The following is a 15,327-nucleotide window of genomic DNA, read 5'->3' as shown; positions in this document are numbered from 1 at the left end:
TGGTGCGCCGTCATGGTCACCGGTTTCCGTGGCTCTTCGGCAGTCCGCTTCGGGCTTCGTGCGAGGATGGCGGGCGTTCATGCCCGCCACCGTTCCTTCGCCACCGATGCCCCTTCGCCGCCCCGCCCTCCTGCTCCTCACCCTCGCCGCCATCGCCGCGCTGGCCATCGCCGGCTATTGGGGCGCCACCTACTTCAACCTCAACCCCGCGCGCAAGGTCGGCGCGGTGGTCGACGAGTTCAACGGCGTGAAGGTCTACTACAACGGCGGCGTGAACAACGCCGAGGGCCGCGCGCTGTCGAGCGACGGCTACAACCTCGGCATCCAGTACCAGTGCGTGGAGTTCGTGAAGCGCTACTACTTCGAGCGCTTCGGCCATCGCATGCCCGACGCCTACGGCCATGCCCGCGACTTCTACGACGCGACCACGCCGCAGGGCCAGCCGAATGCCAAGCGCGCGCTGCTGCAGTACCGCAACGGGCAGGCCGAGAAGCCCAAGGTCGACGACCTGATCGTGTTCACGCCGACACTGCTCAATCGCTACGGGCATGTCGCGATCGTGGCGGGCGTGGGCGAGCGGGAGATCGAGATCGTGCAGCAGAACCCCGGGCCGTTCGGCGAGAGCCGCGCGCGGCTCGTGCTCGAGGCGCGGGACGGCAACTGGCATGTGGAGGGCGGCACCTTGGGCTGGCTGCGGCGCGCGCAGGCGCCGTCCTGAGTCGGGCGCAGGCAGCTCAACGCCAGGGCCGCATCTCCACGCGCAAGGTGCCCGTGAGGCCGGGCCGCGCGTCCTGGATGATCGTCATGTCGAAGGCATAGCCGTCGGTGCCCTCCAGCGGGTACAGCGTGGCCTCGATGCCGGGCTTGCCCGGATGGACGTCCTGCGCGCCATAGAAGACGCGCCACCCGTAGGGAGCGGCCGCATCCGGAAAGGCCTCGACGATGATCAGGTCGCGAAAGACGAAGCCGCCTTCGTAGTGGCGCTTGAGGAACAGCAGCCCGTCGATCTCGTAGTCGGGCACCAGCACCTTGATGTCGAAGGCGAAGCTGACCGAGCCCGAGGCCACGACGCTCTTGCTCGGGTCGAGGAACAGCGAGAACAGGTGCGGGCTCTTGCCGCGGTCGGGCGTGCGCTGCTTGCCCTGGGCCGGGAACAGCTCGTCGTAGCAACGGAAGATGGCCGAGTTCTCGCGCGCCTCGCGCCGCGTGATCTGCCACTGCGCGCCTCGCACGCTGGCCACCACCTCGAACTGGTAGGAGGCCTTCACGCTCTTGCCCTCGTCGAGCGCCGCCTGCACTTCTTCGGGCAGCGTGATGTCGTCGATGTCGAGGATGCCGTCGGCGCGCAGCTGGCCGAACAGGAAGCGCGTGAGGTTCTGGTAGCCCTCTTCCGAATTGACGATGCCGTAGTGCCCCGAGTGGCTGCGATTCACGAAGGCGCGCGGCGAACCGACATCCGTTCCGTCGGCCGCCAGACCGTGGGTGGTGGCGTTCTCGATGCGCACCAGGCCATCGCTGGCATCGCCCGCGGCCCAGGCCGAGAGGCCGCCGGCCACCGCGTAGTCGCGCGCGTTGGTGCCCACGAGGTTGAACACCCGCTCGGGCGGGAAGTTGGTCACCAGCGACACGTCGTCGCCCTTGGGCACGGCCATGTAGCCGGCCATGCGCTCGCGGTTGAAGTTGTTGGCGTCGCCGAAGGACAGCCAGCCCGGCACGTTGCGCACGATGCGCATGTCGATGCCGTTGTGCGGCGTGGCATAGGTGAAGAGCTTGTCGACCGCCGCGCGCGCCTCGGCCGAACCCAATTTCGGGTTCTGCAGGAAGGCGCGGCAGACCAGGCCGCCCATCGAATGCGCGACCAGGTAGACCTTGAAGTCCGCCGGCGCCATCGCGTTCTTCGGGTTCGCGCACACCCGCTCGCGCAGGCGCAGGATCAGCTGGCCGAGCCCCTGCGCGAAGGTCTCGATCGGCGGCGTCTTGCCGTTGCCGAAGTCCTTCGAGGCATCGTCGTAGTAGCGGTAGATGACGATGCTGCGGTAGGGCACCGCCTGGTCGGCGCGCGTGGCGGCCATCAGGTCGTCGCCATCGACGAACACGTCCTCGTAGCGGTGGTCGCCCATCAGCCGGACCAGCGGCGACTCGAAGTAGAAGCGGCGCATGTCGCCGGTCCAGGCCATGCGCGTCTTGGTCGAGCCGATGTTGAAACCCATGTAGGGATCGGCCACGGTCTCCTCGATCTCGCCCTGCGTGGCGGCGAAGCCGCGCACGTAGATGATCGGGTGATAGGGATGCTGTGCGTTGCTCATGGCCGGCGTTCCTCAGAGACCCGCGTAGTCGATGAAGCCCTTGTTCACGCTGTTGACCTTGCGGGTCAGCCTGAACACGCCGATCCCCTCGCGCGATCCGCCCACATTCGAATTGCCCTCGAGCGTCGTCATGATCCCACCCGTCACGCTCTCGACCAGGCCGGTGTGACCCAGGCCGCCACCGTGGTCCATGATGAAGATCATGCCGGGCTGCAGCACGGCCGGGTCGGCCTTGGCCGCGGATGCGTTGATGCGGCGCGCCCCCTTGGAAGGCGCGCCGTTCCAGTGCGCGAGGCAGCCCGCGGTCTTGAACAAGGGGTTGGCGCGGCCGAGTTGCCGGGCCGCCTGCTCGAAGCACCAGTAGACGTAGGCCGCGCACCACGAGTGGCCGCCGCCGAGCCCGGTGCTGCGCAGGTAGGCCTCCACGTCGGGCCCCCGGTTGGAGCCGGGCGGCACTTCGCGCACCTGGCGAGATTCCTCGCCCGACGCAACCGCCAGTGCGCGCTTCAGCAGATCGTCGGTGGTGCTGGTGGCCACGGGCACCTGGTCGTCGCCGAACAGGGCTGCCCAGGTGATGCTGCCGACCTCGCCGTCGATCTTCAGCACATGGCCTTCGCTGTCCACGCTGCGCGACTGGAAGAGCTTGACCGCGCTCTTCATCATCGGGCCGAAGCTCGGCTGCTGGGGATCGAGCTTGACCGCTTCGCCGCCCTTCAGGACCAGCACCCGATTCAACCGGTTCTTGAGTTCCTTAACGATGCGGGCATCGGTTTCGCCCTGCTTGATGACGCGGCCGGGATATTGCATGGCATGGTCCCCCAAGTTGATCGAATCGACCTCGAATCCACCGTGCGACTGACATGCCCGCCGTTGCACGCGGGTCATGTTCTTGTTGTTGTGGGTTCGAGTCTTTCACCGCCGCCATCCCACGCCTATATCCCGCTTGCTCTACTTCCTCGGGAGGATGGTCGGTGCCGGACGCGCGCCTTACCGTCACGGCCATCGGCAGGTTCCCTGCGGCACGGCGGACTTCGCGTCCGGTTCCCCATGAGCGATCTTCCTTCCCAGACATCGTGGCTGCAGCGGGCCACCACCGTGGTGGGCATCGCCGGTTCGCTGGTCACCATCGCGCTCACGGCCTGGAACGCGCAGACCAAGCAGCAGATCGACCAGCGCGAAGCCGACCTGAAGGTGCAGACCGCCGCGCTCGATGCCGAACTGCGCCGGCGCAGCACCAGCGTCGAGGAGTCCAAGGAGCGGGTGGAGCGCTACAAGTGGGTCTATGGCCTCGTGCCCGAGCTCAGCGCGGCCGACGGCTCCAAGCGCAACGCGGCACTGGCCATGGTGCGGCTCGCGCTCTCCAAGGAAGAAGCCGAAGGCCTGCTCGCCGGGCTGCAGCAGTCGCCCGATGAACAGGTTCGCAAGGCCGCTGCGCAGGGCGTAGCCACCATCGCCAGCATCGAGAACGCGGAGCTCGTGCGGCTGGTGTCGCAGGTGAATGCCGCCGGTGCCGACGAGCGGCGCCGCGCGACCGGTCGCCTGCAGCGCGACTTCAACGATTCGGCCGAGGCGATCGCGCTGGCCCTGAAGCTGCTCGATGCGGACCAGCTCGACAAGCTGTCGCCGAGCGGGCTGATCAACGTCCTCTATTTCCTGTCGCGCACCGATCCGCGCGCGTGGACGCCGCCGGATATCGCCACGGCCCACCGGGTGCTGCCGGCCGTGCGTGCGCGCAATGCCGGACCGCAGACGCAGGCCGAACTGGGGCGGGTGGAAGACACGGTGAAGGCGGCGGGTCGGCAGTAGATTGCGCCGACGACGAGCTTCACCAGGGCAGCGCTAGCAGAGCAACCCTCTGCAATCGAAGGCCGTCATGAAGAGGATGTAGGGACGCCCGCCGTCCTGGTACGTGCGCAAGGGCCTGGCCCCCACCGCGCCTTCGCGATTGAGGACGGCCAACAGCTCCGCCGCCTGTTCGATGGTGTTCGGCCTGGACGTCGCCGTCACGTCCACGGCTTCGAACTTGAAGCTGGAGGTTTGCGTCTCGTCCCTCACGTACAGGTTCATCACGTTCTCGCCGACGAGGGCCGAGGTCACGAACACCGAACCCTTGGCGCCCTGCTCGTTCTGCTCCGCGACGAAGCCGGTGTTCCCGCCGGACTTGGCGGCCACCAGCTCGAAGACGCAGCGCGAGGTCGATGGCGTCTCCTTCACCAGGGCGAAGCCCGTGCCCTGGACCTGGGTGCCGCAGTAGCCCAGCTTGCCCAGGTCGTTGAGCGGCCGCAGCAGCTCCTGCGACGTCGCGGCGGCGAGCGGAACCTTGATCGCATCGACATAGCCGTACTGGATGGCTTCGCCGAACACCTTGCTGAAGACGCTCTTCGGCTGGGCACCGCTGCCCGGCGTGAGGCGATAGCCCTCCGCGCCCTGCGCCTGGAAATCGGCCAGCGTCAGCGGCGCGCCCGTCGAGACGAAGCGATGCTCGTAGCGCGCCGTCTGGCCCTTGCGCTGGTAGATGGCCCGCCATTGGCCACGCGCCGTTGCATCGACGAAGACGATCCGATCCAGCAGGTAGCCGGCGAGCGCGGGACTCGTGAGCTCGGTCGAGAAGGTGTCGAAGCTGCTCGCATCGACGGTTCCCAGCTGGAAGGTGTAGACCGTCGTCCGCAGCGGGCGGGTGACGGGATCGGGCACGGTCGCGGGGGGATTGCGGGCTTCCTCGATGGTCGCCAGCGCGGCCGCCGTGGCCGGTGGCAGTCCGCCATAGCTGCCGGCTCCGCCGCCACCTCCGCCGCAAGAAGACAGGATGACCGAGATCCCGAGGACGGCCGGCAGCAGGCGAAGCGATGTGTTCATTGTTGTCTTGCCGGGACAGGGAAGCGAGTTGGCCACGCCTCCCCTTGTCTCCTCGTCCCGTGTGTAGTTGTAAATAAATTTTACTCGCCCGGAGAAGCGATCCCCGGCGGAGCAGGTCGTCAGTGCGCGGGAATTTCTCCTGCTGTTGCACGCATGTCACGGCGGGCAGCGTGGGCACCGGCCGCGGCGATCGGAGGGGTGCCTGCCTGGGGCGACCGCGAACACGGAGCCAGGCCGCAGATGGCGCTCGAGATCGGTCCGCATCGTCTCGTAGGCCGCGCTCCCGGGCCGCCGTGAATCTCGACTCCAGGGTTGCGCGGCTCGCGGTGCCCGACAAGCCCGCCGGCGGAAGCTGCTGGTAGGGGTCGTACTGTTCGGTGATCTCGCAGGGATGGCAGCGTCAGGCATCGAACCTGAACTGGAACACCGTCGACTTGTTCTTCTGCGCATCCACCGCGACGAGCGAGAAGCCCGACTTCTGGAACGCCTTGCTCACCATCGACCTGAATTCGGTGACGGTGATCTTCTGACAGGCCGCGGCCGGAACGGCGGGCCGTCCGATCTTGTAGCTGAGGCCCGGAACGCCCGGCAGCGGCTGCTGGGCCGAAATGGCCAGTGCGGCCAGCAAGCAGCATCCGGCCAGCAGGGTCTTGCGAATTCTGGAGATGACCATCACGCATGCCTTCTGTCAAAGCGCGCCGCGCGCCACGTCGATCAGGGGAGTGAAAGCGAGCGTCGGGGGGACTCGGCCGAACACGCCGCGATGGGCGCGGTGCACGGCCCTCCTCGTCCCTCATGTGCCCGCGGGCCGCATCTTATGGGCGCGAAGCAGCGCCCTGGTGACGGATCGATCGCATGCCGACGGAATTTCGTCGCGGCGTTGCGCCCGACGCACGCCTCATCCAACTGGGGGATGGGCGCACCCTCAGGCAGCGTGCGACGGCGAGCTCCCGAGTTCGCGCTTGTAGGCACGCGCGAGGATCGCGCCGGTCGAATAGCCCACCGCATCGGCCGCCTGCTGCAGGGTCAGCCGGCGTTCGCGCAGCAGCCGCGAAGCGAGGTGGATGCGCCAGCGCGCCAGGTACTGCATCGGCGAGAGATTCATCTGCGCGCGGAATCGGGTGGCGAAGGCCGTTCGGCTCATGTGGCACAGCGCGGCGAGCGATTCGAGCGTCCATGGATCGGCGGGCCGGTCATGGATCGCCTCCAGCGCCGTGAGCAGCCTGGCATCGCAGAGCTCGAGCCCCGGAGAACCCGCGAAGGGAAAGCCCACCTCGGGATTGCGCAACCAGGCCAGCACCGCATGCTGCATCAGCGCGACCAGCATCTCGGTCACGCCCACGCCGTTGCCGCCGGCCCTGCGGTCGGCCATCCAGCGCACCGCGTCCGCCATGGAGCGCAGCCAGGGCGCGGCGTCCGCGGCACGCAGATGCAACACGGGCGGCAGCGACGCCACCAGCGGATGGGCGGCCAGTTCCACCGAACGGTAGAAGCCGCCGCTCCACACGCTGTGCTCGCCGCCCGCCTGCGCGTGCCGCTCGGCGCCGGAGGAACGCGCCAGCAGTTCGTCGAGGCTCGACGCGGGAAGGCCGGGATCGGAGAAGACACGGTGCGCATCGCCGCGCGGCAGGAACACCACGTCGCCATGCCGCAGGTGCAGCGCCGGCTCCCCGCCGACCTGCAGCCAGCAATCGCGGCCGCCGACCACGTACAGCGGCGTACGCCGCCGACTCTCGACGCGAACGCAGAAACGGGGGCCGAGCTCGACCTGGAAATGCAGGGCCGGCTCGAAGCGCATGCTGCGGACCAGGGACTCGGGCGCGTATTCGGCGGGCGCGGCCTCGGGCACCGGAATGCGAGGCGCCTCCCTGGCCAGCAAGGCCGCGAGCGCGGCCGAATCGCCATGCCGCCAGCGCTCCGATGGCCGCTCGGACCGGCGCGGCGCGGCATGCGGCGACGACGGGAGCGGGTTCTGCCCGCGCCGGCAGGAGAAGGACATCCAGAGCATGAATTCGTGGTGAAAGGGTGGTGGCATGGGCCCGAAGAACCCACCCGCGATTTGTAAGCCCTTGCCCCGCGTCCCGCCCCCTCCCATCCGTGAGTAACGACCCGATTTCCGGGTCGGCCATTCGGCCTACGCCTCAGGCGCCGGGAACGTCGCCATGCACGGCGATCGGGATCACCGGCGCGCGCCACGCCCGCTGCGTCGTGTCGACGACGCGCGCCGCCGGCGCTGCGATGCGCTGCAGATACGCCTTGAGCTCGGCGGCCTGCTCGTCGTAGCCGCGGATGCGCGGCAGCATCGCGTTGACGCCACCGAGCGGCAGGCGATCGGGACTGGCCAGCGCGTCCTCGATCGCGCCGCGGAACGCATCGGTGTCGCCGATCTCGACCACGCGCCCGTTGACGCCATCGACGATGTCCTCGACGACACCGCCCGCCGCGGTCGCGATCACCCAGATGCCGCGCGCCAGCGCCTCGCGCACCACCAGGCCGAAGCTCTCCTTCCACAGCGAGGGCACCAGCAGCACGTCGATGTCGTCGTAGAACGCGTCCATCTCGGCCTGCTCGAACGGCGCGACCACGCACACGCGGCCCGGCACGCGCCACTCGGTGACGTTCACGGATGCCGCGCCGGTGCGCAGGGCGATGTCGGTGATGACCAGTTCGTAGCCGCCCGCGCGCATGCCCGCCAGGATCTCCCGCAGCCAGAAGTAGCCCTTGTGCACCGCGCGGCCGCCGAGGTAGGCCATGCGCAACGGCGATTCCGGCCGGCGCGCCGGCCGCGGGCGCGCGGGCAGCGGCACGCCGTTGCGGTTCACCGCGATCCGTTGCGGCGCGACGCCGTTCGCCACATAGAGCTCGCGCTGGAATTCGCTGGGCGCCAGCAGCAGGCTCGCGCGGTCGAGCACATCGCCGAGGAAGAACCGGCGCTTGAAGGTGAAGCCGCTGTCCGGCACGCACTTGGAGCAGGCGCGCAGGTCTATCGCCTTCTGGTTGCAGTACACGCCGTCGTCGCGCACCATGAACTGGCGCTCGCACAGCCACCAGGCGTCGTGCAAGGTGATGGCGTAAGGCACGCCGGCGTCGACGCAGGCGTGGGCCATCGTCGCGCCGAGTCGCTGTACCGAATGGAAATGCACGACATCGGGCCGCAGCGACTTCAGCAGCCGCGCGAAGATCTCGCCCACCCGGGGATCGTCGTAGTCGAGCGCGCGCTGCGTGTCGTCGGCCACCTGCACCGCGATCACCGGCAGCCCGTCGACCTCGTAGCGCATCACGCTGTACGGCTCGAGTTCGGACCCGAGGATGGCGGTGAAGACGATGACGTCGCAGCCGTCGGCCTGCAGCCGGCGGCACAGCTGCTCCGCGACCACGGTCGCGCCGCCGAAGCTCACCGGCGCGAACAGCACGTTCACCGCAAGCACCTTCAGCCGCGTGGAAGGCGCGGGCAGCAGCGGTTCCACCACCTGTTGCAGCTGCCGCGTGGCCACCACCCGCGGGTGGTAGCGCGACAGCACGGCGCGGCGGGCTTCCTGCGCGATGCCGTGGCGCAGGCCGGCGTCGAGCACCAGCCGCGTCAGGGCCGCCTCCCATTCCTCGGACGTGTCGGCGATCAGGCCCGTGCGGCCGTGCTCGATGGCTTCGCGAAACGGCCCCGTGCCCGAGCAGATGCTCGGCACGCCGAGGATCGCCGCCTCGATGAACTTGATGTTGCTCTTGGCCTCGTTGAACAGGCTGTCCTCGAGCGGCGCGATGCTGATCTGCCAGGAGGCCAGCGCGCGCAGGTAATCGTCGCCCTGCAGGAACGGAATCTGGAACACCCGGTCGGCGAAGCGCCGGAACGGCGCCGGCAGCTCGAGCGGACCGTGGATCGCGAGCCGCACCTGCGGATGGCGCTGCATCACGGCCAACAGCGCCGACGCCACGACACCGAAGTCGCCGTCGTGCGTGCGCGATCCGCTGCCGTAGCCGATGGTGACGAAGCGCGGATCGGTCTTCACAGGACGCCGCTCGAGCTCCGCTGCGAGCGCGAGGATGCGCTCGTCCAGCGCATTGGGCACCACGTACGTCTTGCCCGGAACGATCTCGCCCATGCCGCGCGCGATCGCGGCCGTGCTGCCGATGCCATGCTGGCAATGGCTCAGCATCTGGCGGTACCGGGCCGTCGTCGCCTTCGCCGATGCCAGGCCGTCGGAGGCCGCACCCGAGGCGAGCAACTGCCGCCGATAGGCGTCCCAGTCGAAGATCAGGTCGTCGACGTCGAAGAAGCTGGGCACGCCCAGCCGCCGGGCCTCGGTCGCCAGCAGCACCATGTGCGGCACGGCCGGCACGCGATAGAGGATCAGGAGGCCATGGAACGGCAAGGCCGCGCGGCAGGCTTCGGCGTCGCGCCAGTCGAGCACCGTAGTCTCCAGGCCCAGGTGCTCGAACATGTCGACCTTCTGGTCGACCCGGTAGCGCTTGCAGGCCGGCAGCGACAGCTCGGCGACGATGAGGATGCGTGCGCCCAGGCTCTGGCGCGACAGCGGCGTGAGCGGCGCGAGCCAGGGCCGCTGCCGCGCGAAATCGCGCGGGGCCAGCGCGGCGATCGCTTCGGGCGATGGGAGCGCGCGCCGGTCCGATCGATGCGCGACCCAGCGCCGGACCAGCCGCAGCAACTGCCCGCGGCAGCGCTCGTAGAAATCGCCGTGGCGGGTGCCCGCCGGAAAGACGCGCAGCCGCAACCCGCCGTAGAACACCACCAGCTGCAATCCGAGGCTGCCCTCGAAGCTGTCGATGCGCGCGGCCTGCGCCACGGCATGCGCCTTCAACGCGAGGATGCGTGCATCGCGCTCGGCGATCTCCACGTCCTTCTCGAGCGATTCGAAGTGCCGCGTCTCGAGCATTTCCTCGGCCCGCTCGCGCTTGGCCGTGGCGTCCGCGGCCTGGCTGCGCAGCCGTTCGAGTTCCTGCGCCTGGCCCTCGATGCGGCGCGCGAGCACGCCGTCGAGCGGCGGCACGCGCGGCCCGAGGCACAGCACGCCGAGCCCGAGGCCCTGCTCGAACTCGAAGGACGGATGGCGCTGCCGCAGCAGCGCCCACAGGCGGCGCAGCTTGCGACTGGCGCGGGTTCCGTGCACCAGCACCAGCGCGCGCGGGCCGAGCTTGGCGCGCCACGGCGCGAGGTCCAGCGTGGCCAGCCGGGCCGGGTCGGCGGCATCGACGTGCAGCAGGTCGATGCTGCCGTCCGCGAAGGCCGCGGCCGCCTCGCGGTGGCCCGCGAGCCGCGTGTCCACCGCATGGCAGGCCGCGCCGCGCGCGATGCATTGCCTGAACGTGGCGCCCGCCACGCCGCCGTCCGCGCCCAGGTCGACGACGATCGCAGGCCGGGTGTGCTCGAGCAGCAGCGCGACGAAGGGCGCGTGGACGCTCCAGGCGCGCGACGCCGGTGCCTGCGAGGCGGAGGAGCTCTTGGGGGCAAGGCCGCGAGCGGCGGTGAAGGTGGGGAGCGTGGACATCGGAAGGCTTTGCGCGGGCTGACTCGGAGCCCGACGATTCTTCCGACGCGAGGCCCGACGGGCCACAGCCGGCAGGACTGAAATCGCAGCCCGGCGTTCAGTCGCTCATTCCGCCTGTGCGATCACCAGCAGCACCGAGGCCGGCGTCTTCCCCACCGAGGTGATCTTGTGCGGGATGCCCGCGTTGAAATGCGCGGTGTCGCCGGCCGACAGCGTTTCGGTGCGGCTCGCGAGCTGCAGCGTGATGCGGCCCTTGAGCACGTGGAGGATCTCCTCGCCCTCGTGGTGGCTCATCGGATGGTTGCGCACCGGCTCGTCGGTCGGGTGCAGCACGAAGGCCACCATGCGATGGCCCGGCAGCGAGCCCGACACCAGCCGCGCCGCGCCGCCCGCGGCCGCCGGCTGCTGGCGGTGGATGACCACCGGGTCCTCCTCGGACGACTCGGCGAACAGCTCCTCGACCTGCACGCCCAGCGCCTTCGACAGCTTCAGCGCCGCGCCCACCGAGGGCGTGGACACGCCGCGCTCGAGCTTGGACACGTAGCTCTTGGTCAGTCCGGTGGCCTGCGCCAACCCTTCCAGCGTGAGCCCGGTCTGGACCCGCAACAACTTCAACTTGATGGACATGGCTTTTCTTTAGGACACTTGTGTCCTAAAATAAATTTGTTTCTCGACCCTCGATCGCACACGCAACGCGGCCGATCCCGCGCCGCACAGGAGTATGGTATGTCCGCACGTTCGCCGTTCCGCCGCTGGATCGCCCCTGTCCTCGCACTGACGCTGGCCTGCGTCGGCGCGGCGGCCCAGGCCCAGCCCTATCCCTCCAAGCCGATCCGGCTCGTGATCCCGTTCGGCGCCGGCGGCATCACCGACATGGCCGGCCGGCTCATCGGCCAGGCGCTCGGCGAGGAACTGAAGCAGCAGGTGGTGATCGACAACCGCCCCGGCGCGGGCGGCTCGATCGCAGCGCAGGCCGTGGCGCAGGCGCAGCCCGACGGCCACACGCTGCTGCTCGGCACGGTGGGCACGCAGGTGGTCAACAAGATGATCTACGCGCGGCTCGGCTACGACCCGGCGGCGCTGACGCCCGTTTCGCTGGTGAGCAACTCGCCCTATGTGCTCGCGGTCGCGGGCCTCGATGGCGTGAAGGACCTGCCCGCGCTGGCGGCCTACGCGAAGAAGAACCCCGGCACGCTGAACTTCGGCTCGGCCGGCAACGGCAGCTCGCCGCACCTGGGCCTGGAGCTGTTCAAGCTCGCGACGCACAGCGACATCCTTCACGTGCCGTTCAAGAGCGGTGCCGAGGCGGTGAACGCCGCGCTCGGCGGTCAGGTCCAGATCGTGATCGACGCGATTCCCGTGATCCAGCCGCAGGCCAAGGCCGGCAAGCTGCGCATGCTCGCGATCGCCGCCGACCACCGCAACCCCGCCGTGCCCGACCTGCCCACCAGCAAGGAACAGGGCCTGGGCGAATTCCAGATCGGCTCGTGGAATGCGCTGCTGGCGCCGCCCGGCACGCCGCCGGCGCAGGTCGCGGTGGTCGACGAGGCACTGACGCGCGCGCTCAAGCGCCCTGCCCTGGTGGCACGCCTGGCCGAACTCGGCATCGAGCCGCTGCCCACGGGCGCCGCCGCCTACGGCAAGCACCTGCGCGCCGAGACCGAGAAGTGGACGCGCGTGGTGCGCGCCGCGGGCACCAAGGTCGACTGATGGCCATGAAGCTCCACGACACCTTGCGCTCGGGCAATGCCTGGAAGGTGCGGCTGATGGCCGGCCTGCTCGGCCTGCCGCTCGAGCGGCACACGCGCTCGATCGACCGCGGCGACCTGCGCCGGCCCGACTTCCTCGCGATCGCGCCGCTCGCGCAGGTGCCGGTGCTCGAACTGGACGACGGCCACTGCATCGCCGAATCGATGGCGATCCTCCATTTCCTCGCGCAGGGCTCGCCGTGGTGGCCCGCCGAGCCGCTCGCGCAAGCGCGCGTGCTGACCTGGCTGTCCTTCGAGCAGGAGCGCCACATGAAGCCGCTCGCGAAGCTGCGCCTGCACCTGGCGCTGCACCGCGACCGCGATCCCGCGAGTCCCGAATTCCTCGCCCATCGGCACGAGGCCCTGGCCGCGCTCGCGCTGCTCGAAGCGCGGCTCGAACGGCAAGGCCCCGACGCCTGGGTCGCCACCGACACGCACCCGAGCATCGCCGACGTGGCGCTGTACCCTTACACGCGACTCGCGCCCATGGGCGGCATCGAGCTGCAGGGCTTCACGGCGATCCGCGCCTGGCTCGCGCGCATCGAGGACCTCGACGGCTACCAGGCACTTTTTCCCGCGCATCCCGAGAAGACCTTCTCGACCAGCGAAACCCCTTAAGGAGAACCATCCCATGGCGCTGCAAGACACCTTCGAACTCGCGAAGGAAGAACTCGTCGCTCAATCCATCGTCCAGATGGACCAGCATTTCGCAGAGAGCCGCTACACGCCGCGGCAGAAGCTCGCGCTGACCTGCCGCATCCTGTTCGACAACGGGCACGACTCGGGCCTGGCGGGCCAGATCACGGCACGCACCGGCAAGCCCGGCGAATACCTCACGCAGCGCCTGGGCCTGGGCTTCGACGAGATCGCCGAGGACAACCTGCTGACGGTCGACGAGGACCTCAACGTGCTCGACGGCGCGGGCATGCCCAATCCCGCGAACCGCTTCCACTCGTGGGTGTACCGCGCGCGGCCCGACGTCAACTGCATCATCCACACGCACGCGCTGCATGCCTCGGCGCTCGGCATGCTCGAGGAGCCGCTGAAGATCAGCCACATGGACAACTGCGTGCTCTACGACGACGTGGCCTTCGTCGGCGAATGGCCCGGCGTGCCCGTGGGCAACGAGGAGGGCGAGTTCATCTCGGCCGCGCTCGGCCAGAAGCGCGCGCTGCTGCTGTCGCACCACGGCCTGCTGGTGGCAGCCACGAGCATCGAGGAGGCCTGCGTGCTGTCGATCGCCTTCGAACGCGCCGCCAGGATGCACCTGCTGGCCGCCGCGGCCGGCACCATCCGGCCGATCGACCACCGCCTCGCGAAGGAAGCGCACGACTGGATCGTGCGCCCGCGCCGCAACACCGTGGCCTTCGAGTACTACGCGCGCCGCTCGCTCAAGGATCCGCGCAACGCGGACTGCCTGCGCGCGGCCTGAGTTCCATCGCCTTTCGATAGAGGAGCCTGCCATGCGATGCATCGCGCTGCAGCACCTGGCCTTCGAGGACCTCGGCCTGTTCGCGCCGGTCCTGCGGGAGGCCGGCTGGACCATCGACTACCGGCAGGCCGGCGTCTCGCCGCTCGAGCCCGCGGAATGGCGCGAGGCCGACCTGGTCGTCGTGCTCGGCGGCCCCATCGCCGCCCACGACACCGGCCTCTATCCCTTCCTGCACGACGAGATCGCGGGCCTGCGTTCGCGCCTCGCGCTGGGCCGGCCCACGCTGGGGCTGTGCCTGGGCGCGCAGCTGATGGCCAGCGCGCTCGGCGCGCGTGTTTACTTCTCGGGCACCAAGGAGATCGGCTGGGCGCCGGTCGCGCTGAGCGCGGCCGGCCAGGCGTCGTGCCTCGCGCCGCTGGCCAACGTGCCGGTGCTGCACTGGCATGGCGACACCTTCGAACTGCCCGAGGGCGCCGAGCTGCTCGCGAGCACGCCGCTCACGCCGCACCAGGCCTTCAGCCATGGCCGCAACGCACTCGCATTGCAGTTCCATCCCGAGGCCGATCCCGCGCGCATCGAACCCTGGCTCATCGGCCATGCGTGCGAACTCGCGCAGGCCGGAATCGATGTTCCGGCCCTGCGCGCCCGAAGCGCCGAGCAGGGCAACGCGCCGCAAGCAAGCGCCTCGGCGATGCTGCGCGCCTGGCTGGGCCAGCTCGCATGACGCTGGCGCCGGCACGCATCGACGCATTGCTCACGGGCCCCGTCGCGCCGCTGGCCGATGGACGCACGCAAAGCGGCATCGTCAAGTCGCCGAGCGACGATGCGCTGTGGCTCTCGGCCACCGGCCTCGCGGGCGACGCGCAGGCCGACCTGCGCATCCATGGCGGTCCTGAGAAAGCGGTGCACCACTATCCGCGCGAGCACTACGGCGCCTGGGCCGCATGGAGCCGCCGCCACGACCTGCTGGCCGCGCCCGGTGCCTTCGGCGAGAACCTCTCGACCATGGGCTGGGACGAATCCAGCGTCTGCATCGGCGACGTGCTGCGGCTCGGCGAGGCGCTGGTGCAGGTGTCCCAGGGCCGGCAGCCCTGCTGGAAGCTCGACGTGCGCTTCGGCGAACTGGGCATGGCGCGCGAGATGCAGGACAGCGGCCGCACCGGCTGGTACTACCGCGTGCTGCAGCCCGGGCCGGTGCAACGTGGCGCATCGATCGCGCTGGTCGAGCGGCCGCATCCCGGGTGGCCGCTGTCGCGCCTCATCGCCCTGCTGTTCGCGCGCGACGAGCGCTTCGCGCCCGAGTGGGAACGCGCGGCCGAATTGCCCGCGCTCGCCGAGCGCTGGCGCGCCACCTTCCGGCGCCGCGCGGCCTCGCGGCAGGTCGAGGACTGGACACCGCGCCTGTGCGTGCCGGGCGCGGACCCGGGCTGATGCAAGGCGGGAATACCCGCAGCCCACGGACAGCCGACTGACAGCGCCATCCG

Annotated in this window: 14 protein-coding genes; 7 read left to right on the top strand and 7 right to left on the bottom strand. The window is 69.7% G+C overall.

Annotated features, from left to right (window positions below):
• Positions 1-106 precede the first annotated feature (106 nt).
• Positions 107-718 carry a CHAP domain-containing protein gene (locus INQ48_37540; GenBank protein ID QRF61110.1) on the top strand — a complete coding sequence of 204 codons (612 nt, stop codon included), beginning with the start codon at positions 107-109 and terminating at the stop codon, positions 716-718.
• Between the two features lie 16 nt (positions 719-734).
• Here the strand turns inward: INQ48_37540 and INQ48_37535 are convergent, their stop codons facing one another.
• Positions 735-2,306: a hypothetical protein gene (locus tag INQ48_37535; GenBank protein ID QRF61109.1), complete on the bottom strand. Its 1,572-nt coding sequence runs from the start codon at positions 2,304-2,306 to the stop codon at positions 735-737.
• Positions 2,307-2,318: 12 nt separating this feature from the next.
• A complete protein-coding gene (locus INQ48_37530; GenBank protein QRF61108.1) occupies positions 2,319-3,113 on the bottom strand; it encodes a CHAP domain-containing protein in 795 nt (264 codons plus the stop codon).
• Between the two features lie 240 nt (positions 3,114-3,353).
• Here INQ48_37530 and INQ48_37525 point away from each other — a divergent pair, with 240 nt between their 5' ends.
• Positions 3,354-4,112: a hypothetical protein gene (locus INQ48_37525; protein QRF61107.1), complete on the top strand. Its 759-nt coding sequence runs from the start codon at positions 3,354-3,356 to the stop codon at positions 4,110-4,112.
• Positions 4,113-4,145: 33 nt separating this feature from the next.
• Here the strand turns inward: INQ48_37525 and INQ48_37520 are convergent, their stop codons facing one another.
• The 5 genes from INQ48_37520 to INQ48_37500 all read right to left on the bottom strand — a co-directional run bounded on the left by INQ48_37520 (position 4,146) and on the right by INQ48_37500 (position 11,290).
• Positions 4,146-5,162, bottom strand: coding sequence for a hypothetical protein (locus INQ48_37520; GenBank protein QRF61106.1), 1,017 nt, complete (start codon positions 5,160-5,162; stop codon positions 4,146-4,148).
• Between the two features lie 400 nt (positions 5,163-5,562).
• Entirely contained in the window at positions 5,563-5,838 is a 276-nt protein-coding gene (locus INQ48_37515; protein ID QRF61105.1) for a hypothetical protein, read from the bottom strand.
• 249 nt (positions 5,839-6,087) lie between these two features.
• Positions 6,088-6,960, bottom strand: coding sequence for an AraC family transcriptional regulator (locus INQ48_37510; protein ID QRF63137.1), 873 nt, complete (start codon positions 6,958-6,960; stop codon positions 6,088-6,090).
• 343 nt (positions 6,961-7,303) lie between these two features.
• Positions 7,304-10,663 carry a glycosyltransferase gene (locus INQ48_37505; GenBank protein QRF61104.1) on the bottom strand — a complete coding sequence of 1,120 codons (3,360 nt, stop codon included), beginning with the start codon at positions 10,661-10,663 and terminating at the stop codon, positions 7,304-7,306.
• 105 nt (positions 10,664-10,768) lie between these two features.
• Positions 10,769-11,290, bottom strand: a complete 522-nt coding sequence (locus tag INQ48_37500) for a helix-turn-helix domain-containing protein (GenBank protein ID QRF61103.1) — start codon at positions 11,288-11,290, stop codon at positions 10,769-10,771.
• A gap of 99 nt (positions 11,291-11,389) precedes the next feature.
• On the opposite strand from INQ48_37500, the gene INQ48_37495 reads away from it, so the two are divergent.
• Genes INQ48_37495 through INQ48_37475 form a run of 5 tightly spaced genes read left to right on the top strand, consistent with a single transcriptional unit; the run spans position 11,390 to position 15,274 of the window.
• Positions 11,390-12,373 (top strand): tripartite tricarboxylate transporter substrate binding protein, encoded by a 984-nt coding sequence (locus INQ48_37495; GenBank protein QRF61102.1) that lies wholly within the window; start codon positions 11,390-11,392, stop codon positions 12,371-12,373.
• Entirely contained in the window at positions 12,373-13,029 is a 657-nt protein-coding gene (locus INQ48_37490; protein QRF61101.1) for a glutathione S-transferase family protein, read from the top strand. The genes INQ48_37495 and INQ48_37490 overlap by 1 nt, the downstream gene beginning before the upstream one ends.
• 13 nt (positions 13,030-13,042) lie before the next feature.
• Positions 13,043-13,843 carry an aldolase gene (locus INQ48_37485; GenBank protein QRF61100.1) on the top strand — a complete coding sequence of 267 codons (801 nt, stop codon included), beginning with the start codon at positions 13,043-13,045 and terminating at the stop codon, positions 13,841-13,843.
• Positions 13,844-13,874: 31 nt separating this feature from the next.
• Positions 13,875-14,567 (top strand): glutamine amidotransferase, encoded by a 693-nt coding sequence (locus INQ48_37480; GenBank protein ID QRF61099.1) that lies wholly within the window; start codon positions 13,875-13,877, stop codon positions 14,565-14,567.
• Entirely contained in the window at positions 14,564-15,274 is a 711-nt protein-coding gene (locus INQ48_37475; protein QRF61098.1) for an MOSC domain-containing protein, read from the top strand. The genes INQ48_37480 and INQ48_37475 overlap by 4 nt, the downstream gene beginning before the upstream one ends.
• Positions 15,275-15,327: the final 53 nt, after the last annotated feature.

The organism is Variovorax paradoxus, from assembly GCA_016806145.1.
Classification (GTDB): Bacteria; Pseudomonadota; Gammaproteobacteria; order Burkholderiales; family Burkholderiaceae_C; genus Variovorax.
Note: the sequence above shows the minus strand (reverse complement) of the source record. Positions and strands in the feature narration are given on the sequence as shown.